Here is a 23,412-nt window from a genome sequence, read left to right on the forward strand (position 1 = left end):
CGGCGATGGCGCTCGACCTTCGCGTTTGCAGCAAAACCTTGATTCTTCCGACTTTTTGTGCTACACCAGTTGAAACATGCCGGTGACACAACGTCGATTTATGGCGCAAGCGCCCCAAATCACTGAAAGGTGAAATCCCCAATCGGACCAGAGCGATCTGGGCCAGGCAGTCGCTATGTATGCGGTTTGCCGGTCCCGGCTTTTTCCGATGGGTTCATCTGTTGTGCGGCTAACGATCGGTGTCCCCGGTCGCATGCGTTCGGACCGGCAGGCCGCCGGTGCCACAACAAGGAGTTCAGGGCGTAATGGCAACGATCACCCCGCAGAAGAAGTCCACCTCGGCACGCCACGGTTTCAAGACCGGCGAGTACATCGTCTATCCGGCACACGGCGTCGGCCAGATCGTCTCGATCGACGAGCAGGAAGTTGCGGGCCACAAGCTGGAACTGTTCGTCATCGACTTCCAGAAGGACAAGATGCGCCTGAAGGTTCCGGTCGCCAAGGCGACCTCCATCGGCATGCGCAAGCTGTCGGAAGAGGATTATGTCGAGCGCGCGCTGAAGGTCGTGCAGGGCCGCGCCCGCGTCAAGCGCACCATGTGGTCGCGCCGTGCGCAGGAATATGATGCCAAGATCAATTCGGGCGACCTGATCTCGATCTCGGAAGTCGTGCGCGACCTCTACCGTGCCGACAACCAGCCGGAACAGTCCTATTCCGAGCGTCAGCTCTATGAGGCGGCACTCGACCGCATGGCGCGCGAGATCGCGGCAGTCAACCGCATGTCGGAAACCGAAGCCGTGCGCCTGATCGAGGTCAACCTCAACAAGGGCCCGAGGCGCGGCGCCAAGGCCGACAATGAGGAAGCCGAGCAGGAAGAAGCTGCCTGATCGCTTTCACCGTCGAAATCATGAAAAACCCGGCCTTGTGCCGGGTTTTTGTTTTTACCCCCTTGTGGGGTTCCAAGGACGGGCGAGACCCGTGGCTCGCCCAGGCAGGGTCGCTGCGAAGCAGCGAGGATGGGGACGACACCAGACCGCACCCGGACCTTCCGTCCGACCTCCCCACAAGGGGAACGTAGAAGGCTCAGCCGCCGGCTTCCTTCTCCGCCTCCTGCTTCAGCGTCGCAATAAAACGCTTGGTCCGTTCCCGCTCCGGATTGCTGAACACCACGGTGGACGGCCCCTTCTCGACGACGACACCAGCATCGAGGAACACCACCTCCTGCGCGATCTTGGAGGCAAGGCGAAGGTCGTGCGTGGCCATCACCATGGTGGTGCCTTCGCTGGCGAGTTTTCCGAGCACGTCGACCACTTCCTGCGCCAGTTCCGGATCGAGCGCCGAGGTCGGCTCGTCGCAAAGCAGAACCTTGGGCGACGGCGCCAGGGCGCGGGCGATGGCCACACGCTGCTGCTGGCCGCCCGACAGCGTTGCCGGCCAATCGTCCGCCTTGTGCGCCATGCCGACCTTCTCGAGCAGCGCCAGTGCCCGCTCGCGCGCCTTTGCCGTCGGCCATTTGAGCACCGTCACCAGGCCTTCCATGACGTTCTCGATCGCGGTGCGATGCGGGAACAGCTGGAAGTTCTGGAACACCATGCCGGTCTGCAGCCGCAGGCGCTGGATGTCGCGGCTGGGGATCTTGATGCCGGGACGGAATTCCAGTGTCTCGTCGCCGATGCGCACCATGCCCGAGGTCGGGATCTCCAACAGGTTGATGCAGCGCAGCAGTGTGCTCTTGCCGCCGCCGGAGGGGCCGACAAGCGCGGTGACGCTGCCTTCGGCAATGGTGACCGTCACGCCCTTCAGCACCAGATTGTCGCCGAAGCGCTTTTCGATGTCGGTGAGGCCGATCATGAGCGCGCCTCCAGGAAGCCGCCATAGCGGTTGAGCCGCTCCTCCAGCCGCGTCTGCAAGGCCGAAAGCACCGAGCTCATCGCCAGATAAAGGATCGCCGCCTCGACATAGAGGATCAGCGGTTCATAGGTGGTGGCGACGATGCGCTGCGCCGCCTGGAACATCTCCGGCACAGTGATGGCGGCGGCCAGCGACGTATCCTTGACCAGCGAGATGAAGGTGTTGGACAGCGGCGGCACGGCGACGCGGCCGGCTTGCGGCAGGATGGTGCGCCGCATCGCCTGGCTCCAGGTCATGCCTATCGAATAGGCCGCCTCCCACTGGCCCTTCGGCACCGAGCCGATCACGGCGCGGATAATTTCCGAACTGTAGGCGCCTATGTTGAGGGTGAAGCCAATCAGCGCCGCCGGAAAAGCGTCCAGCAATATGCCGACCGAAGGCAGGCCGTAAAAGATCAGGAACAGCTGCACCAGAAGCGGCGTGCCGCGAAAGATCCAGACATAGAAGCGGACCACGGCAACCAGAGGCTTGGGACCGAACAGCCGCACCAAGGCGACAACCAGGCCGACGAACAGGCCCAGTGCGAACGATAGCAATGTCAGCGGTACGGTGAAGATCAACGCCGCCCACAGCAGTGTCGGCAACGAGTCCAGCATCAGGTGTAGCCAGTGCGGCACGAACGGCTCCTCCTTCACAGACCGCCGCGGTGACGGCAGTGCGATTGTGTGCTTCTCATATCATGCGAAAAACGGCGAGCCGTCAAAGACGGCCCGCCGCTATTTGTCATTGCCGGCAAACCGCCGGGAGATGGTCCTTACTGCGAGACATCCTGGCCGAAATAAGTGTCGGCAATCTTCTTGTAGGTGCCGTCGGCCTTGATGTCGGCCAGCGCCTTGTTGATCGCCGCGACCAGCTCCGGATCACCCTTGCGCACGATGACGCCGGAATAGTCGGCGTTCTCTTCCTGCGCGGCGATCTTCACATTGGCGTCCGGCTTGTGCTTCTTGAAGTCTAGGAAAGACAGGCTGTCATTGATGGTGGCGTCGGCGCGGCCGGTGAGCAGCAGCTGGATCGACTGGTCGAAGCCGTCGGTGCCGACAAGTTCGGCGCCGTTGGTCTCGGCGAGCTTGCCGAAATTCGATGTCAACGACTGTGCCGACTTCTTGCCCTTGAGGTCGGCGAAGGTCTTGATGTCGGTGTTGTCGCCGCGCACGATCAGCACGGCCTTGGAGGCGATGTAAGGATCGGAGAAATCGTACTTGGCCTTGCGCGCGTCGGTGATGCCGACCTCGTTGATCACGGCGTCATAGCGGTTGGCGTCGAGGCCGGCGATCAGCCCGTCCCATTTGCCTTCGAGGAACTCGACCTTGACGCCGAGCTTGTCGCCGATCGCCTTGGCGATCTCGACGTCGAAGCCGACCAGCGCGCCGGAAGCATCATGATAGGTGAAGGGCGCATAGGTGCCTTCGGTGCCGACCTTGAGTGTGCCGGCCTGCTTGATCTGGTCGAGATTGGCGCCGGCGTGGCCTGATGTAACAGCCAGAACCTGCAGCGTTCCGGCGATGATGAGCGAATTGAGCCATTTCATTTCTATGTGATCCCGTCCTTGGCCGGTGTCCGGCGCTTGTGAGAGCCGGAAATTGACAGATCCAGCGCAGCAAAATAAGGAACCAGATTTCAAATAAACGGCGATCCAGAAATCAGATTCTCAAAGCAGCACGGATCGGTGTCAATAGTCCCGATCTGCGGTGTCGATGCGCCCGGTCGGACAGCGCAAAACAACCGCCATCGGCGGCGGAACCAATCCCCGGTGTGGCACGTTCATGGCTTGTTGTAGGGCGCCGCGTTTCCATTTCAAGAACCCTTGGCTGCGCTAGGCCCGAAGCAATTCCAGGAAAGTGGGAAAGCGGTTTCCTTCGGAATTGCGTCAAACAGAGATAACGGCCGCCAGGCCGTCCGAAAATGTCCGGGAGCAGGAGCGCGGCATGATCGAAGACACGGCAGGACGGACCATGGTCCGCACGGCAATGAAAGCCCCCTACCTCGAGCGCGATGAGGAACATGTTCTCGCCTTGCGCTGGAAGGAAGACCAGGATCAGCAGGCGCTGCATCAGATCACCGTCGCCCATATGCGGCTGGTCATCTCCATGGCTTCGAAATTCCGACATTACGGCCTGCCGCTCGGCGATCTGGTCCAGGAGGGCCATGTCGGGCTGCTGGAAGCAGCCGCGCGTTTCGAGCCGGAGCGCGAGGTGCGCTTCTCGACCTATGCGACATGGTGGATCCGCGCTTCGATGCAGGACTACATCCTGCGCAACTGGTCGATCGTTCGCGGCGGCACCTCTTCGGCGCAAAAGGCGCTGTTCTTCAACCTGCGGCGCCTGCGCGCCCGTCTTGCCAACGGCGCCGAGCCGATCTCCAACGCCACGCTCTACCGCGAAGTCTCGGTAGCGCTCGGCGTCTCCGAGGCCGATGTCGCGAAGATGGATTCCAGGCTTTCAGCACCTGACTCTTCGCTCAACGCACCGCTCGCCGACGAAGCCGGCACCACCGAGCGGATGGACTTCCTGATTTCGGACGATCCATTGCCTGACGAGGTCGCCGGCGACACTATCGACGTTGAACGGCGCCTGATGTGGCTTAAGACGGCGCTCCGCGCGCTCAATGCCCGCGAACTCAGGATCATCGAGGAGCGCCGGCTGACCGACGAAGGTGCGACGCTTGAGGCGCTCGGCGAGACGCTCGGCATTTCCAAGGAGCGTGTCCGCCAGATCGAGGCCCGCGCCATGGAAAAGCTCAAGCTCGCGCTGGTGAAGCAGAATCCGGAGTTCATGGCGGCCTGAGATTGCCAGAAACGGGGGTACCGCCCCTGAGTTATCTCAGAAAAAAGCATGCGAAGGCTGGGGTTTCTGACGAAGACCGGCGCTATCTGTCCGTGACGATCTTGACCTTGTCGCCGGCCGAAACCGAGGCGCCCGGCGACATCGCGTTGAGCACGCGGAACAGATCGAGCTTGCGGTCGACGCCGACCATCTGCGCCGAAAGTGTGCCCATCGTCTGCCCGGCCTGTACCGTGACGACGCGGATATGCAGCGGCTTCAGTGCCGCTTTCTCGGCGGGGCTGAGCACGCGGAACGAACCGCTGACCGAGCGTGCCACCGGATCGAGTGTCGTGCTGGCAGAGGGGGCCGCTGTCAAAAGCCGGTAGACCTGACCGCCGGCGCGGATCACCGCAATGTCGAACTGCCAGCCATCGGCGCCGGCGTGCGCGGTCGCCGCCTGGTTGCCGTCGATCGTCTCCTGGCGCACACTGGTCTCGTCGAGACCGGCCACCCAGCCGCTTCTGATGTAGTCGGTCAGCGCACGATCCTTGTCGATCGACACACCGTCGAAGCGGATCGCCATGTCGCCGGGACCGGTCGCCGTCACTGCCGCCGCCGAATTGTCGATGATGAAGCCGTCGGGCACCGTGAACGATACGCCGAGGCCCGGATGCAGGAAGGTCTGGCCGCGCACATAGCCCTCTTCCGGCGTGTCGCCATAGAGCAGGCCGTCTATCCCGGCCAGGAAGGAATCGCGGTCGCGGGTGCCGATGCCCGGCGCGCCGAACTGACGGGCGTGGCGCTGCGCCAGATCAATTCGCTGCGGCGTGTTGGGGTGCGTGGCCAGGAAGTCGAGGCTGGCGTCGGTGGCGCCGCTGATCGAGCGGAAATCGGTATAGGCCGACATCGACTGCAGGAAACGCCCGGCGGCATAGGGATCGTAACCGGCCTCGCCGATCGACTTGATGCCGATGGCGTCTGCCTCCAGCTCCTGGTTGCGCGAGAACTGCGCCAGCCTCAGCTTGCCGCGGATCAATGCCTGCTTGGCGGTCGGGCTGTCGCCCAGCACATCGGAGACCACCTTGGTCGCCAGGCCTTCCTCGGCCTCGAGCTGCTGGCGCTGCAAGCCGTGATTGGCGGTGACGTGGCCCATCTCATGCGCGATGACGGCGGCGAGTTCAGCCGAATCATTGGCCAGTGCCAGCAGGCCGCGGGTGACGTAGAGATAGCCACCCGGCAGCGCGAAAGCGTTGACGTTGGGCGAATTGAGGATGGTGATGCGATAGGTCTGGGTCGGATTGGCCGACACCACGGTCAGGCTGCCGACAACCTTGGCCACCATGCGCTCGAGCTTGGGATCGGAATATTCGCCGCCATAGGTGGCAAGGATGCGCGGATGTTGCGCCTTCGCCAGTTCGGCAAGCTTGCTGTTGGCGGCGACATTGTCGACCGTGATCGGCTTGTCGGAAGGCTGGAAGCCGGATTCCTGCACTTCGGGAGGCGTGAACATCTGGCAGCTGGCCAGCGCCACGGCAAGGCCGGCCAGCGCGAGGAAGCGCACCAGCGGTCTGCGTTTCAAAGTGTCAGTGCCGGTCGGCAGCACGGCGTTCCTTCAGCTCTCGGCGCATGATTTGGACCGGGGTCCGCGCCAGCGAAAAATCGGTTTTCGTTGGCAATCCTGCACACATCAAAAAACCTACAGCGTTTACGCATCCGGCCGGATGCGGCGCTGTAGGGGGCAAATCACGGCTCGTGCCGGACCAGTACTAAGCGGACCTAGCCACATCGACTGGACCATGGCAAGCAAGCGCCACATCACCTGTAGCCGGTTTGGTCGTAAATTATGTCCGCTTCCGGGCAATATCGCGTGATCAGCCCGAACTTGCGCCGATATAGCGCCGAAACGCTTCAGGGCCAGTGCCGTCGAAAAAATCGGCGGCAGGTCCCGTCGCGGCAACCCTGCCATTGTCCAGAAAAACCATCTGCTCGCCGATACGGCGAGCGTCTTCCGGCTGATGCGTGACGAACAGCACCGTCATCGCCCGCTCGGCATGAACGCCGGCCACCAGGTCGAGCATGTCGTCGCGCAGTGCTGGCCCGAGCGAAGCGAACGGCTCGTCGAGCAGCAGCACTGGCCGGTCGCGCACCAGAACGCGGGCGAGCGCCACGCGCTGCCTTTCGCCGCCGGAGAGTTCGCGCGGCAGGCGCATTTCCTTGCCGGCCAGGCCGACGCGGTCAAGCGCCTCGGCGATCGCGGCGCGATCGGCGTCGGTCAGGTTGAGCGATGGCGAGCGGCCGAGCCCGACATTCTTCTCCACCGAGAGATGAGCAAACAGATTGTTGTCCTGGAACACCATCGACACCGGCCGCGCCGAAGGCGGCTTGGCGCCGACATCGGCGGCGCCGATCAGCACACGACCGGACTCCGGCGTCTCGAAACCAGCCACCAGATCGAGCAAGGTCGATTTGCCCGAACCACTTGCCCCCATGATGGCGGTGATCTTAGATGTATCGAATTCGACATCGAACAGGAATGACGTTTCGCCATAGCTGAACGAGACCTTGTCCAGCCGGACAGTCGTGCCTTTCTCCACAGCGGACGTCACGATCTCTCTCCCCGTCCCAGCCAGTCTGCCGCGACCACCAATGCAAGGCAGACCGCCCCGAGCAGCAAAGCCAGCCCGGCAGCATCGGCCGTGCGATAGCTGCCCATGCGCGCCAGCAGGAGATAGGGCAAGGTCTGCACCGAATCGCTGCCGAACAGCGCGATGACGCCGACATCGCCGAGCGACAGCGCCATGGCGAAGGCAAAGCCGGTGGCCAGCGGCCGCCGGAGCGATGGCCAGTCGACCAGAAGCAGCCGGTTCCAGCCCGCAATGCCGAGCTGCGCGCACAGCTTTTCGTGGCGCTCGCTCGCCGCATCATAGGCCGGGCGCATCGCGCGGATGGCAAAGGGCATCGCCATCACCGCATTGACGGTGACGACCATGACCGGCGCGATGGCAAAGACATCGCTGACCGTGCGCAGCAGGAGAAACCAGCCGGCGCCGATGACAATGGGCGGCACGACGAGGACGAAGCCGGCGCCGGTGTCGGTGGCATGTTCGAGCAATGAACGGGCACTGGACCGGCGGCGCAGCGACAGTGCCCGCCGAGCCATGATCAGCGACAGCGACAGCGCCACCGAAAGTAGCGCCGCCGAGAGGGCGAGACCGGCGCTGGTCAGGGTCGCCTGACGCACGGCACTCTCGCCCGCCAGCCGGCCGAGATCGGCGCCGAGGCCGGACGCGACGGTGGCCGCCATTGGTCCGGCGACGAACAGCAAGGCGAGCACGATCAGGACGGCGTTGAACGCTGTTTCTGCTTTGCCGGCCAAGTGATAGCGGCGCGGCGCGACAGGCAAATTGGCGTCGCCGGTCACATTGGCGCCGAGCCGCGTCAGCGCCAGCATGACGGCAAAAGTCAGCGCGATCTGCAGCACCGTCAGCGTCACCGCTCGCGCCGGATCGAAGTCGAAACGCAGCGCCTGATAGATGGCGACTTCCAGCGTCGTCGCCGCCGGCCCGCCGCCGAGGATCAGCACGATGGTGAAGGAGGTGATGCAAAGCATGAAGACAAGCCCGGCGACGCCCGGCAGCGCGGCGCGCAGCACCGGCCACTCGATCAGCCGGAAGGCTGGCCTCGCCCCCATGCCGAGCTGGCTCGCCAGCCGCCATTGATCGGCCGGCACCGTTCCCAGCGCTTCGAGGAACAGCCGGGTGGCCAGCGGCAGGTTGAAGAAGACGTGGGCGACGAGGATGCCCGACAGCCCATAGATGTCGGGCCAGCTCTGGCCACCGATCGCGGCGAAATAACCGGCGCGGCCATAGAGCGCCAGTATGCCCAGCGCTCCGACAATTGCCGGCAAGGCAAGGGGCACAGTGAACAGCTGCAGGATGAAGCCGCGTCCGAAGAAGCGCGGATGCCGCGACAGCGACCGGGCGACGAAGAGCGCCGGTACGGCGGAAAGCAGAGTCGAGAGCGCAGCCTGCCAGAGCGTGAAGCGGACAACGCGCAGGAGATAGAGGTCAAAGGCGGACGCGGCGCCGGAAAGGTCGTGCGCGCCTTCGCGGATAAGGCCGGCGAAGGCGCCACCGATCAGCAGCGCGATTGCCGCAAGCGCGACAATGCCGGCCGTGATGCGGGGGTCAGAGCGTTGCACTCTTTACCGGGCGTCGCGTTCCTTCGCGCCCCCCTCTGTCCTGCCGGACATCTCCCCCACAAGGGGGGAGATCAGCTATTTCCGCGCCCCGCTTATTCCTGCAACCTTGGCGACTGGCGAAATCGCCGACGATAGCCAATCTCCCCCCTCGTGGGGGAGATGTCCGGCAGGACAGAGGGGGGCGCCGTAGAGCACTCATCTTTTGACTATACAGCCAAATCTACTTGCTCATCACCGCCAGCCATTCATCCACCCAGGCCTTGCGATTTGCCGCGACCTCTTCCGGGCTGAACAGCAAGGTCTTCGCCGGCTTGACCAGCCTATCAAAAGCCGGATTGAGCGGCTTGTCGGTTTTCCCGGCCGGGAACATCCAGTTGGTCTCCGGAATGACATCCTGGAATTTCGGCCCGGTCATGAAGGCCAGGAACTTCGCCGCCAGCGGGTTCTTCGCGCCCGTGGTGGTGATGCCCGCGACCTCGACCTGCAGATACTCGCCCTCCTCGAACGAGGCCGCCTGGTAGCGCCCGGTGTTCTCGGCCACCATGTGGTAGGCCGGCGACGTCGTATAGGAAAGCACCATCGGCGCCTCGCCCTTGGTGAACAGGCCGTAGGCCTCGCTCCAGCCCGGCGTCACCGTCAGCACTTTGCCCCTGAGTTTCGCCCAGGCTTCCGGCGCCTTGTCGCCATAGACCGACTTGACCCACAGCAGCAGGCCGAGGCCCGGCGTCGACGTCCTCGGATCCTGGATGACGATCTTGTCGGCGGCATCGCCCTCGACCAGTTCCTTCAGGCTCTTCGGCGGGCTCTTCAGCTTTTCGGTGTCGTAGACGACGGCGAAATAACCATAATCATAGGGCACGAAAGTGTCGTCGCTCCAGCCGCCCGGCACGTTGTTTTCAGCCACCGCGCCATGTCGGACAAACAGGCCGGAAGCCTTGGCTTCCGCGGTGAGGTTGGTGTCGAGACCAAGCACGATATCGGCCTTGGTCGAGGCACCTTCGAGCTTGACGCGGTTGAGCAGCGCGACGCCGTCGGCCACCGAGACGAAGTCGACGCTGCAGCCGCACTCGGCCTCGAATTCCTTCTTCACCTGGGGGCCCGGACCCCAGTCGGCAGTGAAACTCTCATAGGTATAGATCGTGAGTTTTTCCTGCGCGGACGCAGGGATTGCCAGTAGCGACACAGCAAACCCCAGCGCTGGGACAAGACGGGACAAAAACATGCGCATCGGCGCCTCCTTCATTCGTGTTGAAAGGAATTGAGGCGTCGGGCTGTCCGAAGCGTCTAATCCCTCCGCCGGTACAAACCGGATCAGGTTCAGCGGGTTGGCGAGACTGCCTCTCAGCCGGTCCGCGAAGATCGCGTCCGGCACCCCGTTAGAGCGTTTCGACACATAGGCCCGGCCAAGGTGCCACGCAAGTGGAAGTTTGCCCGAGCATGATCCCGGAAAGTGGAATCCGTTTCCGGAAAAAGATCATGCTCCAACAAAGAGTGACGGTGCCGCTTAGCCTTCCGTTTCGTCGGCGGGGCTGGTAAGGGCCAGCGGATATGAGCACATTCACCATCCTGCTTGGCGGCGATCTCGTCCGCACGCCGCGGCTCGACCGCCAGGTCGCGGGCACGCGCGTCATCGCCGCCGACGCCGGCATCGGTCATGCCCGCCTGCTCGGCGTGATGCCGGAGCTGTGGGTCGGCGATTTCGATTCCGTGCCGGCGGACCTGCCTGCCGATCTCGCCGCCGTGCCGCGGGAGGTGTTTCCTCCCGAAAAGGACAAGACCGATGGCGAACTGGCGATCGCGGCGGCATTGGGACGCGGCGCCACCAGCCTGGTGCTGGCCGGCGCTTTCGGCGGCAAGCGCGCCGACCACGCCTTCCTCCATCTGGCGCTCAGCCTGCGGCTGGCCGAGGCCGGCACAAAAGTGCTGTTGACCAGCGGAGCGCAGGAAGGCGCCCCTTTGCTGCCCGGCAAGGCCGGCTTCGACTATGCCGACGGAACGCTGTTTTCGGTGCTCGGCTTTTCCGATCTTTCGGGCCTCACCGTGTCCGGCGCGAAGTGGCCGCTCGACCATGTCGAGGTCGTGTTCGGCTCGTCGCTGACCATCTCGAACGAGGTCAAGTCCAACACGACCGGGGGCGGCCTCGAAATCGCGCTCGGCCTTGGCCGCGCGCTGCTGCTCGCCCACCCCTACCCCTTGCCTGAAAGCTGACATGGCCCCGCCCCTTCTCAACCTCGACGGCATAAGACTGACCTTTGGCGGCACGCCGCTGCTCGATGGCGCCGAACTGACGGCGTCCGCCGGTGACAAGATTGCGCTCGTCGGCCGCAACGGCTCCGGCAAGTCGACGCTCCTGAAGATTGCTGCTGGTCTGATCGAGCCGCAAGACGGCGAGGTCTTCCGCCAGCCTTCGGCAACGGTGCGCTATCTCCCGCAAATGCCCGACATGGACGGCTTTGCCAATGTGCGTGCCTATGTCGAGGCCGGGCTTGGGCCTGCCGACGATCCCTACCGCGCCACATATCTGATGGAGCATCTCGGCCTCGCCGGCACGGAGAACCCCAACGATCTCTCCGGCGGCGAGGCGCGCCGCGCAGCACTTGCCCGCGTCATGGCGCCCGAACCCGATATTATGCTGCTTGATGAGCCGACGAACCATCTCGATTTGTCGGTCATCGAATGGCTGGAAGAAGAGCTTGTCCGGACGTCTTCGGCGCTGATCGTCATCTCGCACGACCGTCGCTTCCTCGAACGCGTCTCGCGCGCCACCGTCTGGCTCGACCGTGGCCAGACCCGCCGCCTCGACAAGGGCTTTGGCCATTTCGAGGAATGGCGCGACCTTGTGCTGGAAGAGGAAGAGCGCGAACAGCACAAGCTCGGCCGCCAGATCGTGCGCGAGGAGCATTGGCTGCGCTATGGCGTGACGGCTCGCCGCAAACGCAACATGCGCCGCCTGGGCGAACTGCAGACCAAGCGCCAGCGTTTTCGCGGCCATCGCGGCGCCGAAGGCTCGGCGACCATGGTGGCCAGCGACGCCGCCGAGTCCGGCAAGCTGGTGATCGAGACCAAGAACATCGAAAAGAGCTTTGGCGACCTCACCGTGGTCAAAGGCTTCTCGACCCGCATCCAGCGCGGCGATCGCGTCGGCCTTGTCGGGCCGAACGGCGCCGGCAAGACGACGCTGTTGAAGATGCTCACCGGCGAGATGAAGCCCGACGCCGGCTCGGTGCGGCTCGGCACCAATCTGGAAATCGCCACGCTCGACCAGAAGCGCGAGGCGGTCGATCCGGCCGAGACCCTGGCGCAGTATCTCACGGACGGGCGCGGCGAAAACCTCGTCATCAATGGCGAGCAGCGCCATGTCGTGTCCTACATGAAGGATTTCCTGTTCAAGCCGGAACAGGCGCGCACCCCGGTGCGCGAGCTGTCCGGCGGCGAACGGGCGCGGCTGCTCCTGGCGCGTGTTCTGGCGCGGCCGGCCAACCTTCTAGTGCTCGACGAGCCGACCAACGATCTCGACATGGAGACGCTGGAACTGTTGCAGGAACTTGTCGCCGGCTTTGCCGGCACGGTCATCCTGGTCAGCCACGACCGCGACTTCCTCGACCGCACCGTCACCAGCATCATCGCCCCGGACGGAGGCGGCCGCTGGATCGAATATGCCGGTGGCTATTCCGACATGCTGGCGCAGCGCGGCGGCACCCGGCTCGACGACCGCAAGGCGCGCGCCAAGGCCGAAACCAGCGATGCGCCGGCGGCGGGCAAGAGCGAGCCGGCAGCGCCAAAAGGGCCGTCGAAGAAACTGTCGTTCAAGCAGAAATTCGCTCTGGAATCCTTGCCCAAGAAGATCGAGGCGATAATGGCCTCGATCTCGCGGTTGGAAAACAACATCGCCGATCCCGCCTATTACGAGCGCGACCCGGCCTCGTTCCAAAAGACCATCGCCGCCCTCGACAAGGAACGCGCCACGCTGGCCGCACTCGAGGAAGAGTGGCTGGAGCTGGAAATGCTGCGTGAGGAGATGGAGGGGTAACATTGCCTGCGGTCTTTTATGCGCGTATATTGTGCGCATGAAAGGAGGCATCTCCGTGCTTCAATCGACGCCAAAAACTCAGCGGACCTCTGTCAACACGTCCATTGACTCTCAGTTGATCAAGGACGCCAAAGCGTTGGGCATCAACATCTCCCGCGCTGCCGAAGCAGGGATCGCGAAAGCGATTGCGGCGGAGAAAACGCGTCGATGGCAAGAAGAAAACTGGGAAGCCATCGAAAGCTCCAACGAATATGTCCGAAAGAACGGACTGCCATTGGCTAAACACCGGCCGTTCTGATGGCGCGTTACGATTTCTATCGGAGTACCGAGAGCGACGGTTATCTTCTCGACGTGCAGTCAGATATGCTTGAAGGGCTGAGCACGAGGGTGGTCGTTCCTTTGATGCCGCCGGAGATTGCCCCGCTTCCTGGCCGCCGCCTGAACCCGACCTTCGCTATAAACGGCAAAGATCTTGTGATGGTCACACAGTTTGTGTCGGCCTTCAGCGCGTCCGAATTGCGGATGCCAGAGGGAAACCTTTCTAGACATCACGACGACATCGTCGCCGCGCTCGACATGCTGTTCCAGGGCTTCTGAGCGAAGGCAGCCGCTACTGCCGCCCGTCAACCTGCCGTCTTGGCCTGCCAGGCCTTCAGCGCCTCGTCGAACACCTTCTCGCCCGGAATGCCCTTTTCCATGGTCAGCAGCGCCCGGCGTCCGGTCTTGTAGACCACCGGCACGTCGATCCAGTCCTGGCCTCGAAGCAAGGTCATATTGGCGTCCTCGTCGGCCTTGGTGTCGTTGAGCGCCACCAGGAAGAAGCCGTCGGCAATCTTGGCCGGAATCCCGATCAGCGGGCTGCCGGCATCCTGTTCCGAACTCTTCATGGCGACGCGCAGGATGTTGTCGACGCCACCGCCGTCAAAGCCCTCGGGCGTCAGGAAGATCATCTCGATGATGTGGCTGGCCGGCAGCGTCTGGTCGGTATTGCGCCGGATGGTCATGCGCAGCTGGATGTCCTTGCCGGGAATAGTCGCCTCGGCGCGGATCGCCGGCTCGGGAGGCAGATCGCCGCCGGGCGATTCCTGCACCAGCGACCAGACGATGCTGCCGGGTTCGGCCGAACCTTGCGCGGTCGAGGTGCGTTCCTCGTAGAAGATCGCCTTCTGGCCGACCGCAACGGTCGGCGCGGGAGCGGCGGCCGCCGGCGCAGCGGGCGGCGTGCCGGCCGCGGGCGGCGTGGCGGCGGCATCAGCCGGTGCTGCCCCGTTGGCCGGCGGAGCGACGCCATCGGCGCGCGGCGTTGCCGGTGGCGTGGCGGAAGCGTCGGGCGCCGGCGTGGCGGGCGCGCCCGTGGCTGCGGCGTCGCCGGCCGGCGGGGTCGCAGGCGCTGGAGCCGCAGGTGGCGCTGGAGCCGGGGGTGGCGGTGTGGTCAGCGCGGCGACGGACTCGCCCTCGACGATGCCGCTTTGACCGGCCGCGGGACCGGGATCGGTCTCACCGCCTTCGGGCCACAGGCGCTGGGTGAACTTCGTTCCCTCGCCGGCAGGAGCCGGTGCGGGTGCATCGGCCGCGGGCTTGGCCGGCGCCGGCTTTACCAGCGGTTCGGTCGAGACCGTCTTGGTGTCGCCGCCGAGGCCCAGCATCGAGCCAAAGGCATCCTTGTTCAGCCAGATGCCATAGCCACCGCCGGCCACCACCAAAAGCGCGACGACAGCCGCGATCAACCCGCCATAGCTGCGCCTGCGCTCGGCGGGGCGCAGGCGTTGGAACGTGTCCGCCGCCGGCTGCTCGTCATTGGCAAAGACATCGGCGCTATCGTCGTCGGCGTCCAGCTCCGCGGCTTGCTTGTCGATGGTTTCTGCACGCGCCACAGGCGGAGGCGGTGTCGGAGCGGGCCTCTGCCAGCTCGGCTCTGTCCTGGTGGTCGGCGCCGGCTGCACGGGTTTCGCCGGCTGCCAGGCCGGCGCAGGCGTGGCGGAAGGCTTTACATGACTGGACTGGTTCTTGTTGCGGTCTATGGAGGAGAAGATGTGCTCCAGCTCCGCCAGCGGATCGGATGCCGGCAGTGCCCTGGCATAGTCGCGCTCGACGCTCGAGATGGCATCTTCCAGGGATCGCTTCTGCGTGCTTATGGCTTCGGCGGCCAGCGGCGGCGAATACTCCGCAAGCTTCTTCGCCAGCATGGTACGAACGCTTTCATAGATCCGCGTACGCTTTTCGGGCGTTTCGTCGCCGTGCTTGTCGAGCGCCTTTTTCAGAATAGCAACGAAATCTGCCATGCTTCAGTCGACCTGTATTTGTTTCCGCGCCGGCCCCCGCAAATCGGCCGCGATGCCCGGAAAGGCTTCAGAAAACTAGTCTTGAAACGGATCGGTCACAAGTATCGTGTCGTCCCGTTCCGGGCTGGTGGAAAGGAGCGCGACGGGTGCGCCGATTAGCTCCTCGATGTAACGGACGTATTTGACGGCCTGCGCCGGAAGGTCGTTCCAGCTGCGCGCGCCGGCGGTGGTGCCTTTCCAGCCTTCGAGCGTCTCGTAAACCGGCTCGACACGCGCCTGCGCGCCCTGGCTGGCCGGCAGATAGTCGATCGTTTCGCCGTCGAGACGGTAGCCGGTGCAGACCTTGATCTCATCCAGCCCGTCGAGCACGTCGAGCTTGGTCAACGCGATGCCCTTGATGCCGTTGACGGCGACGGCCTGGCGCACCAGCACGGCGTCGAACCAGCCGCAACGGCGTTTGCGCCCGGTGACGACGCCGAATTCGTGGCCACGCGTACCGAGAAATTCGCCGATCTCGTTCTTCTGCTCGGTCGGGAACGGGCCTTCGCCGACACGCGTCGTATAGGCCTTGGTGATGCCCAGGACATAGCCGATGGCGCCGGGGCCCACCCCCGAGCCGGCGGCTGCCTGGCCGGCAACGGTGTTGGACGAGGTGACGAACGGATATGTGCCGTGGTCGATGTCGAGCAGCGTGCCTTGCGCGCCCTCGAACAGGATGCGTTCGCCGGCGCGGCGCTTGTCGTCGAGGATTTTCCAGACGCGGTCCATATAGGGCAGGATCTCATCGGCGACCGAGGTCAGCTCGGTCATGATCGCCTCATGCGTGACTTCGCCATGGCCAAGCCCGCGACGCAGCGCATTGTGATGCGTCAGCAGCCTGTCGACCTTGAGGGGCAGCGTTTCCAAATCCGCCAGATCCATCACCCGAACCGCGCGCCGGCCCACCTTGTCCTCATAGGCGGGGCCGATGCCACGACGCGTCGTGCCAATTTTCGTCCCGGAATTGGAGGCGGCGTCCTCGCGGAATCCGTCCAGCTCCCGGTGCAGCGACAGGATAAGCGCGGTGTTTTCGGCTATTTTCAGGCGGTCCGGCGTGACCTCGACGCCTTGCGCCTTGAGTTTTGCCACTTCCGCGACAAAGGCGTGCGGGTCGAAGACGACGCCATTGCCGATGATCGACAGCTTGCCTTGCCGCACCACGCCCGACGGCAGCAGCGACAGTTTGTAGACCTTGCCGTCGACGACCAGCGTATGGCCGGCATTGTGGCCGCCCTGGAAGCGCACGACCACGTCGGCGCGCTCCGACAACCAGTCGACGATCTTGCCCTTGCCTTCGTCGCCCCATTGCGAGCCGACGACCACCACATTGGCCATGTTTCTTTTCCCTTGAGATGCCGCCCTGGCGGCCTGGATATGGTTCGAAACGACAGGCCTCTATAGCGTCAAGACCTCGCAAGCGCGACCTTTCTTTGCCGTCGAAAATGCCCTGAGGCACAACAATTTTCGGCTTTGACATCATTTACTTGCGTCGGCGGGGGCAATAGGCCGGCAAACACAACTTCCCAGGCGGCCGGAATCCCGCATGCATCGACGCGCCTACCTGTTCCTGCTGCTGACCACCTTGCTGTGGGGCGGCAATTCCGTCGCCGGCAAGCTGGCGGTCGGTCACGTCTCGCCGATGACGCTGGTCTTCCTGCGCTGGGTGCTGGCCGTCGCGATCCTGCTGCCGATCGGCTGGCGCACGATCAGGGAGGACTGGCCGGTGGTGCGCAAACACTGGTTCGTCCTGGCTGCACTTGGCGCCAGCGGCTTCACTCTGTTCAACACCATTTTCTACACCGCGCTCAACTACACGACGGCGATCAATGTCTCGATCGAACAGGCGGCGATGCCGGTCTTGATCATCATTGCCAATTTCTTCTTCTTCCGCCTACGCGTGAGCTGGGCGCAGATTGCGGGCGTGGTGCTGACCATCTTCGGTGTCATCTTGACTGCCTGCCACGGCGATCCGCGCCGGCTGCTCACATTGGAACTCAATTTCGGCGACGCCATCATGCTGGTCGCGGTCGTCCTCTACAGCGGTTATTCGGTCGGGCTGCGGCTGAAGCCGGTGATGCGCTGGCAGAGCCTGATGTTGTCCCTGGCGATCGCTGCCCTCATCACCTCGCTGCCGTTCTTCCTGTGGGAGGTCGCCGCCGGCAAGGTTATCGTCCCCGACATCAGCGGCTGGGTGGTCATCGTCTATACCGCGATCGGCGCTTCGGTCATTTCGCAGATCACTTACATCAGGGGCAACGAACTGATCGGCGCCAACCGTGCCGGGCTGTTCATCAATCTGGTGCCGATCTTCGGCACGCTGCTGTCAGTGCTGATCGTCGGCGAGACATTCCAGCTCTACCAGGCGATGGCGCTCGTCCTGGTGCTGGGCGGCATTTCGCTCGCCGAATACAGCGGGCGCAAGATGGCGGCACCGAACCGCCGCGGATAACATTTGGCTGCTGCCGCGCTGCGCCGCCGTCGCGATAACTGCTGCCGCGCGCCGACCTGGAACATTTTACCTCTGGCGGAGTTTGCTTGCGTGGGAGGCAACAAGATGAGCCATAACCCTCGCAGCACGGCAAGCATCGCCGGTCACCCCATTCATCCAATGCTGATTCCGTTTCCGATCGCCTTCTTTGTCGGCACCTTCGTTTGCGATCTGATTTTCTGGCAGACAGCCGATCCCGGGTGGGTCACCGGATCGCTTTGGCTTCTCGGCGCCGGCCTGATCATGGGCGCCTTGGCCGCTCTTACCGGCCTGACGGATGTCCTCGGCGATGTTCAGATCCGCAATCTCACGACAGCATGGCTCCATGCCGGCGGCAACGTTCTCGTCGTGCTGATCGAGCTTTACAACTGGTACTCGCGTTATGTCGCTGGAGCGGCGGCCGTGATTCCGACCGGCTTTATCTTGTCGCTGATCGTGGTTCTGGTCCTGCTGTTTACAGGCTGGAAGGGCTGGGAATTGGTCTATCGGCATCGCGTGGGCGTCTCCGACGGCTCAGACGAATTGACCTGAACCGGCCTGTGCGGCGGCCGCCCCAACGATGGGGGGAGGACCGCCGCGTCCGCCACGCCGTCAACTACATCGCGTTGACGTCGAACTGCAGCCGCTTGGCCGAGTCTATCGACTTGTGCGCCTTGACCTGTTCCAGCACTTTTTCCGGGAACGGCGCGTCGAGATAGAGCAGCGCAATCGCGTCGCCGCCCGGCCGGTTGCGGCCGAGCTGGAAGTTGGCGATGTTGACGCCGTTCTCGCCGCACACCGTGCCGAGCAGGCCGACAATGCCGGGCGCATCGGCATTGGTTGTGTAGAGCATGTGCTGGCCGACCTCGGCGTCGAGATTGATGCCCTTGATCTGTATGAAGCGCGGCTTGCCGTCGGAGAAGCAGGTGCCGGCGATCGAGCGCGTCATGTGCTCGGTCTTCACCGTCAGCTTGATGTAGCCGTCGAACACGCCCGACTTGTCGCGCTTGACCTCGGCGACGATGATGCCGCGCTCCTTCACCATGATCGGCGCCGACACCATATTGACGTCGGCGACCTGCGGCCGGATCAGTCCGGCAAGCGCGGCACTGATCAGGGCACGCGTGTTCATCGTCGCGGTCGAGCCGTCGAACAGGATCTCGACCTCGTTGATCGGGTCCTCGGTGACTTGGCCGACAAAGGCGCCGAGCACTTCGGCGAGCTTGACGAACGGCTTCAGCCGCGGTGCTTCCTCGGCCGTGATCGAGGGCATGTTGATGGCATTCGAAACCGCGCCCTTGATCAGATAGTCGGCCATCTGCTCGGCCACCTGGAGCGCGACATTTTCCTGCGCTTCCGCTGTCGAGGCGCCGAGATGCGGCGTTGCCACCACATTCTCCATGCCGAACAGCGCGTTGTTCTCCGCCGGTTCGACCTCGAACACATCGACGCCGGCGCCCGCCACCTTGCCGCTCTTCAGCGCCGCGACCAGGTCGGCTTCGACGATGAGCCCGCCACGCGCGCAATTGATGATGCGCACGCCGTTCTTCATTTTGGCGATCGCCGCCGCGTCGATGATGTTGCGCGTCTTGTCGGTCAGCGGCGTGTGCAGCGTGATGAAATCGGCGCGGGCGAAAAGCTCGTCCAGCTCGACCTTGTCGACGCCGAGTTCCTCGGCGCGCTTGTCCGACAGGAACGGGTCGAAGGCAACGACATGCATCTTCAGGCCGACGCCGCGCGTGGCGACGATCGAGCCGATATTGCCGCAGCCGATGACACCCAGCGTCTTGCCGGTGATCTCGACGCCCATGAAGCGGTTCTTTTCCCATTTGCCGGCATGGGTCGAGGCATTGGCCTCCGGGATCTGCCGTGCGAGTGCAAAGATCATCGCCACCGCATGTTCGGCCGTGGTGATCGAATTGCCGAAGGGCGTGTTCATCACGATGATGCCCTTGCGGCTCGCCGCGGGGATGTCGACATTGTCGACACCGATGCCGGCGCGGCCGACGACCTTGAGTCTTGTCGCTGCGTTGATCAGTTTTTCCGTGACCTTGGTCGCCGAGCGGATGGCAAGACCATCATACTGGTCGATGACTTCGAGCAGCTTTTCCTTGTCCTTGCCGAGATCGGGCAAATAGTCGACCTCGATGCCGCGGTCCTTGAATATCTGGACGGCGGTGGTGGAGAGTTTGTCAGAGACGAGAACGCGGGGCGCCATGGCGGCCTCCTTGAACTGGATTGTCGGGAAATGGCGGCCCGCAGGCCGCCACGAATTCTCAGGCTGCTGCCTTCACCGAAGCCTTCTGCGTGGCGAAGGCCCAGTCGAGCCAGGGCAGCAGCGCCTCGAGATCGGAGGTCTCGACGGTGGCGCCGCACCAGATGCGCAGACCGGAAGGTGCGTCACGATAGGAGCCGATGTCGTAGGCGACGCCTTCCTTGTCGAGCACAGAGACGATCGCCTTGGCGAAGGCCGCCTGCCCGTCGGCGTCGAGCGCCGCGACATCGGCGTCGGTGAAGGACAGACATACGGACGTGTTGGACCGTGTCGCCGCATCGACTGCGAGATGGCCGAGCCAGGACGACTTGTCGACAAACCCATCGAGCACGGCGGCATTGGCATCGGCTCTGGCAATCAACGCATCGAGACCGCCGATCGACTTCGCCCAATGAAGCGCATCGAGATAGTCCTCGACGCACAGCATCGACGGCGTGTTGATGGTCTCGCCCTTGAAGACGCCTTCGATCAGCTTGCCGCCCGAGGTCAGGCGGAAGATTTTCGGCAGCGGCCACGCCGGCTTGTAGGTTTCCAGTCGCTCGACGGCGCGAGGCGACAGGATCAGCATGCCGTGTGCGCCCTCGCCGCCCAGCACTTTCTGCCAGGAGAAGGTGACGACATCGAGCTTCTGGAAATCGAGCCTCTGCGCGAATGCGGCCGAGGTCGCATCGCAGATGGTCAGGCCTTTGCGGTCGGCTGGAATGAAATCGCCATTCGGCACGCGCACGCCCGAGGTCGTGCCGTTCCAGGTGAAGACCACATCGCGGTCGAAATCGATCTTGGTGAGATCCGGCAGCTCGCCATAGCCTGCCTCGATCCTTCTGATATCGGCGAGCTTCAGCTGCTTGACCACATCGGTCACCCAGCCGGAGCCAAAGCTTTCCCATGCCACCATGTCGACACCGCGTTCACCGAGCAGCGACCACAGCGCCATCTCGACAGCACCCGTGTCCGACGCCGGCACGATGCCGATACGGTAATCGGCCGGAACCTGGAGAATCTCGCGCGTCAACTCGATGGCCTGTTCGAGCTTGGTCTTGCCGATCTTGGCGCGGTGCGAACGGCCGAGCGCAGCATTCTTCAGCGCCTCGACCGACCAGCCGGGGCGTTTTGCGCAGGGACCTGAGGAGAAATTGGGGTTTGCCGGACGGAGTCCGGGCTTCGTATGCGTCGTCATCGTGGTCTATCCTTCCAGATAGTGGCCCCTCGTTGGGGAGGGGTGGCCCACGGACGGCGATATGCGTTCAGCCCTCAGGCGTCAAGAGGAAAGTTTTTGTCGCTGACAAGATAGAAGCAGTCCGGGATCAGGATGTCGTGAGCCCAAACGCAAACGGCGGATCGAAGAGATCCGCCGTCGGGTTTCGTATCTGCAGCCAGCCTACCAGAGGTCGTAGCGCAGCCCGAGCTTGACCGTCTGATAATTGATGCCCTTGTGGATGTTGAAGGCGCCGCTGTCATAAGCGACATATTTGGCGCCCGGCACCGAGAAATATTCGTAGCCAAGGTCAACCGACACGTTCTTGGCCACCTGATAGGAAAGACCGCCCCCGATCGAATAGGCAAGGTTGAATTTGCCCTCCTTATCCGTTGCACCCTCGTAACCGGCCGGATCATCACAAGAGAACCCGCCCGTGCCGGACGAATTGGGGGCCACTTCCACGCAATCCTTCGCCCCAATGCTCCTGTAATATTTATTGTATGCGACACCGACCCCTCCGCCAAGATATGGAGTGATTCCAACATAGGTGCCGAGATCCACATAGCCATTGGCCATGATGCTGTAGCCTTTGTTGGAAGCATTGTCGGAAAGATCGCATGCCTGCGTAGCCGCGACGGAATTGATGGTGCCAAAACCGTCGTCCACAAGCGTATGGCCGTCGCAAGTGGCTGCCAACTTGGCGTGTTCCCCGAATTTGTCGGTCGGAAGAATCCCGCCGTTCAGTTCGACCCGAAGATAGTCGTTGACATGATACCCCATACCGAAACTGCCTGTGAAAAGGCTGCTCTCATCGGTAAAGCTGTTAAGCGGGCCGGTTGTCGCTTCCTCATGCTCGAAGGGATGGCTGAACGCGTAGCCGACATCGCCGCGCAGATACCAGCCCGAGCCGACCTCGACCGGTTGATAGTCCGGCGCCTGATCGACATAGATCGGCGGGTCGTAGTCCGCGGCTTGCGCCGGCGTCAGCAGCGCTAGCGCGAGTGCGGCAAGTGCCGGCGCTGTCAGCAATTTGAAATTCATGGGTCCCCGGCTCCTGAAATTGGCGCTCTTCATTTTGATCGCAAGCGCCGTTTCAGTGGGCATTGTTAACCATAGTGGTTAAGTGCGGGTTAAGGATAACGCGACGTTACCGATTTGATTTCGATAGGCTTTCTCCTCCGCACGCCGCGGCCTGGAAGTGCACCGCAATCGGCAAACAAAAACCGCCCGGCATGGCCGGGCGGTTCGCAAATTCCTGGATTTCGAAGCGACTACTTGGTGTAGACCGGCTCCGGTTCGGGAACGTAGGGCTCCGGCGGCGGGGCGCAGTCCGACCGGCCGAACTGGTAGCGCAGGCCGCCGCGCACTTCGTGCACGTTGATGCCTCGATCGAAGCCCGGGCCGACATCGCTGTCGGAGGCGTAGTTGAACATCTTGCCACCATTGATGTGGCTGTAGCGATAGCCGAGATCGAGCTTGACCCGGTCGGTCAGGCAGTAGGAGGCGCCGGCCATGAGGGCATAGGCAAAGCGCCAGCCCTTGCCGCCGCTGTGCTCGAAGGAGCCATCGAGATCGGTATTGTGCAGCGTATCCCACTTGACCCAGGCACCACCGATGCCGGCGCCGACATAGGGCGTCACGCCGTGCCAGGTGCCGATATCGACATAGGCATTGGCCAGGAGCAGCATCGCCGAATAGGACGATGTGTCGACGGAGGTACAAGCTATGCCGCCGCCGCAGAAACCATTGGTCGAGCCGCGGAAATTGGACTTGCCCATCCAGTCGAAGGTCAGATCGGTGCGGAAGTACCGGTTGACCTGGTAACCGACACCGGCGCCGGCCGAAAAGGAACTCTTCAACTTGCCGGAGGCGAACGAACCGGGGAGTTGGGGCGGTGCCGGGCTGTAGGTGGTGTAGTCACCACCGCGGAACTTCGACCAGTGATAGTCGATATCGCCGCGGATGTACCAGCCGCCGAAATCGGCCGGCTGTTCATAGGCGATCGGCGCCGGCGCCTCTTCGACCACTGGCGGCTCCGCCAGATCGGCGGCGAATACTGGCCCGGCCACGCCTGCGAACAGCGCGGCAAGGAAAGCCATTTTTGCTGTATTGAACATGTTTGTCACCCCTGAGAACCCGTCGGAACTTTGAATCCGCTCGAATGTGTTTGACCTCAGTTGTGGATAATGAATTGCAAAAGTTAAAAGGCGTTTAACCCTGTCGATTAACCACGAATTCTCGACATTT

The 23,412-nt window shown here is 63.2% G+C and carries 21 protein-coding genes and 1 riboswitch; of the genes, 8 read left to right on the forward strand and 13 right to left on the reverse strand.

Going from position 1 to position 23,412, the window contains the following annotated elements; translation table 11 throughout:
- Positions 1–305: 305 nt before the first annotated feature.
- Entirely contained in the window at positions 306–887 is a 582-nt protein-coding gene (locus tag NKI37_RS19810) for a CarD family transcriptional regulator (protein ID WP_352791217.1), read from the forward strand.
- 196 nt (positions 888–1,083) lie between these two features.
- Here NKI37_RS19810 and NKI37_RS19815 read toward each other — a convergent pair whose 3' ends face one another.
- The 3 genes from NKI37_RS19815 to NKI37_RS19825 all read right to left on the reverse strand — a co-directional run bounded on the left by NKI37_RS19815 (position 1,084) and on the right by NKI37_RS19825 (position 3,439).
- The gene (locus tag NKI37_RS19815; protein WP_023673665.1) at positions 1,084–1,851 is read right to left on the reverse strand and encodes an amino acid ABC transporter ATP-binding protein; all 768 of its coding nucleotides are present in this window, start codon (positions 1,849–1,851) and stop codon (positions 1,084–1,086) included.
- Positions 1,848–2,528 carry an amino acid ABC transporter permease gene (locus NKI37_RS19820; RefSeq protein WP_023693608.1) on the reverse strand — a complete coding sequence of 227 codons (681 nt, stop codon included), beginning with the start codon at positions 2,526–2,528 and terminating at the stop codon, positions 1,848–1,850. Before NKI37_RS19820 ends, NKI37_RS19815 begins: the two co-directional genes overlap by 4 nt.
- A 137-nt stretch (positions 2,529–2,665) precedes the next feature.
- Entirely contained in the window at positions 2,666–3,439 is a 774-nt protein-coding gene (locus NKI37_RS19825) for an amino acid ABC transporter substrate-binding protein (RefSeq protein ID WP_023673667.1), read from the reverse strand.
- A gap of 397 nt (positions 3,440–3,836) precedes the next feature.
- On the opposite strand from NKI37_RS19825, the gene NKI37_RS19830 reads away from it, so the two are divergent.
- Complete coding sequence (locus NKI37_RS19830; RefSeq protein ID WP_023731851.1) at positions 3,837–4,694, forward strand: RNA polymerase factor sigma-32; 858 nt, start codon at positions 3,837–3,839, stop codon at positions 4,692–4,694.
- An 82-nt stretch (positions 4,695–4,776) separates the two neighbouring features.
- Here the strand turns inward: NKI37_RS19830 and NKI37_RS19835 are convergent, their stop codons facing one another.
- The 4 genes from NKI37_RS19835 to thiB form a co-directional block, all read right to left on the reverse strand.
- The gene (locus NKI37_RS19835; RefSeq protein WP_245260137.1) at positions 4,777–6,183 is read right to left on the reverse strand and encodes a M48 family metalloprotease; all 1,407 of its coding nucleotides are present in this window, start codon (positions 6,181–6,183) and stop codon (positions 4,777–4,779) included.
- A gap of 361 nt (positions 6,184–6,544) precedes the next feature.
- Positions 6,545–7,279, reverse strand: coding sequence for a thiamine ABC transporter ATP-binding protein (thiQ, locus tag NKI37_RS19840; RefSeq protein ID WP_352791215.1), 735 nt, complete (start codon positions 7,277–7,279; stop codon positions 6,545–6,547).
- The gene (gene thiP / locus NKI37_RS19845) at positions 7,276–8,874 is read right to left on the reverse strand and encodes a thiamine/thiamine pyrophosphate ABC transporter permease (protein ID WP_352791213.1); all 1,599 of its coding nucleotides are present in this window, start codon (positions 8,872–8,874) and stop codon (positions 7,276–7,278) included. Before thiP ends, thiQ begins: the two co-directional genes overlap by 4 nt.
- A gap of 220 nt (positions 8,875–9,094) precedes the next feature.
- Positions 9,095–10,102, reverse strand: coding sequence for a thiamine ABC transporter substrate binding subunit (thiB, locus tag NKI37_RS19850; RefSeq protein ID WP_352791211.1), 1,008 nt, complete (start codon positions 10,100–10,102; stop codon positions 9,095–9,097).
- A gap of 43 nt (positions 10,103–10,145) precedes the next feature.
- Positions 10,146–10,260: riboswitch (TPP riboswitch) on the reverse strand.
- Between the two features lie 162 nt (positions 10,261–10,422).
- On the opposite strand from thiB, the gene NKI37_RS19855 reads away from it, so the two are divergent.
- From NKI37_RS19855 to NKI37_RS19870, 4 genes are read left to right on the forward strand one after another with little or no spacing between them, the layout of a single operon-like run.
- Complete coding sequence (locus NKI37_RS19855) at positions 10,423–11,082, forward strand: thiamine diphosphokinase (RefSeq protein WP_352791209.1); 660 nt, start codon at positions 10,423–10,425, stop codon at positions 11,080–11,082.
- A 1-nt stretch (position 11,083) separates the two neighbouring features.
- Entirely contained in the window at positions 11,084–12,904 is a 1,821-nt protein-coding gene (locus NKI37_RS19860) for an ABC-F family ATP-binding cassette domain-containing protein (RefSeq protein WP_352791207.1), read from the forward strand.
- Between the two features lie 55 nt (positions 12,905–12,959).
- The gene (locus NKI37_RS19865) at positions 12,960–13,202 is read left to right on the forward strand and encodes a type II toxin-antitoxin system CcdA family antitoxin (protein ID WP_031215587.1); all 243 of its coding nucleotides are present in this window, start codon (positions 12,960–12,962) and stop codon (positions 13,200–13,202) included.
- The gene (locus NKI37_RS19870) at positions 13,202–13,501 is read left to right on the forward strand and encodes a CcdB family protein (protein WP_023673676.1); all 300 of its coding nucleotides are present in this window, start codon (positions 13,202–13,204) and stop codon (positions 13,499–13,501) included. The genes NKI37_RS19865 and NKI37_RS19870 overlap by 1 nt, the downstream gene beginning before the upstream one ends.
- Before the next feature lie 26 nt (positions 13,502–13,527).
- Here NKI37_RS19870 and NKI37_RS19875 read toward each other — a convergent pair whose 3' ends face one another.
- A complete protein-coding gene (locus tag NKI37_RS19875) occupies positions 13,528–15,186 on the reverse strand; it encodes a hypothetical protein (protein WP_352794541.1) in 1,659 nt (552 codons plus the stop codon).
- A gap of 75 nt (positions 15,187–15,261) precedes the next feature.
- Positions 15,262–16,560, reverse strand: coding sequence for an adenylosuccinate synthase (locus NKI37_RS19880; RefSeq protein WP_023684197.1), 1,299 nt, complete (start codon positions 16,558–16,560; stop codon positions 15,262–15,264).
- Positions 16,561–16,768: 208 nt separating this feature from the next.
- Here NKI37_RS19880 and NKI37_RS19885 point away from each other — a divergent pair, with 208 nt between their 5' ends.
- Both NKI37_RS19885 and NKI37_RS19890 read left to right on the forward strand, forming a co-directional pair.
- The gene (locus tag NKI37_RS19885; protein ID WP_352791172.1) at positions 16,769–17,674 is read left to right on the forward strand and encodes a DMT family transporter; all 906 of its coding nucleotides are present in this window, start codon (positions 16,769–16,771) and stop codon (positions 17,672–17,674) included.
- A gap of 105 nt (positions 17,675–17,779) precedes the next feature.
- Entirely contained in the window at positions 17,780–18,244 is a 465-nt protein-coding gene (locus tag NKI37_RS19890; RefSeq protein WP_023711969.1) for a DUF2231 domain-containing protein, read from the forward strand.
- Between the two features lie 64 nt (positions 18,245–18,308).
- Here NKI37_RS19890 and serA read toward each other — a convergent pair whose 3' ends face one another.
- The 4 genes from serA to NKI37_RS19910 form a co-directional block, all read right to left on the reverse strand.
- Positions 18,309–19,910, reverse strand: a complete 1,602-nt coding sequence (serA, locus tag NKI37_RS19895) for a phosphoglycerate dehydrogenase (RefSeq protein ID WP_352791174.1) — start codon at positions 19,908–19,910, stop codon at positions 18,309–18,311.
- Positions 19,911–19,968: 58 nt separating this feature from the next.
- A complete protein-coding gene (locus tag NKI37_RS19900) occupies positions 19,969–21,144 on the reverse strand; it encodes a phosphoserine transaminase (protein WP_352791176.1) in 1,176 nt (391 codons plus the stop codon).
- A 201-nt stretch (positions 21,145–21,345) separates the two neighbouring features.
- Positions 21,346–22,239 (reverse strand): outer membrane protein, encoded by an 894-nt coding sequence (locus NKI37_RS19905; protein ID WP_245271492.1) that lies wholly within the window; start codon positions 22,237–22,239, stop codon positions 21,346–21,348.
- 197 nt (positions 22,240–22,436) lie between these two features.
- Complete coding sequence (locus tag NKI37_RS19910) at positions 22,437–23,282, reverse strand: outer membrane protein (protein ID WP_023829272.1); 846 nt, start codon at positions 23,280–23,282, stop codon at positions 22,437–22,439.
- Positions 23,283–23,412 lie beyond the last annotated feature (130 nt).

Origin of the sequence: Mesorhizobium sp. M0626, from assembly GCF_040320665.1 — a bacterium.
Classification (GTDB): Bacteria; Pseudomonadota; Alphaproteobacteria; order Rhizobiales; family Rhizobiaceae; genus Mesorhizobium.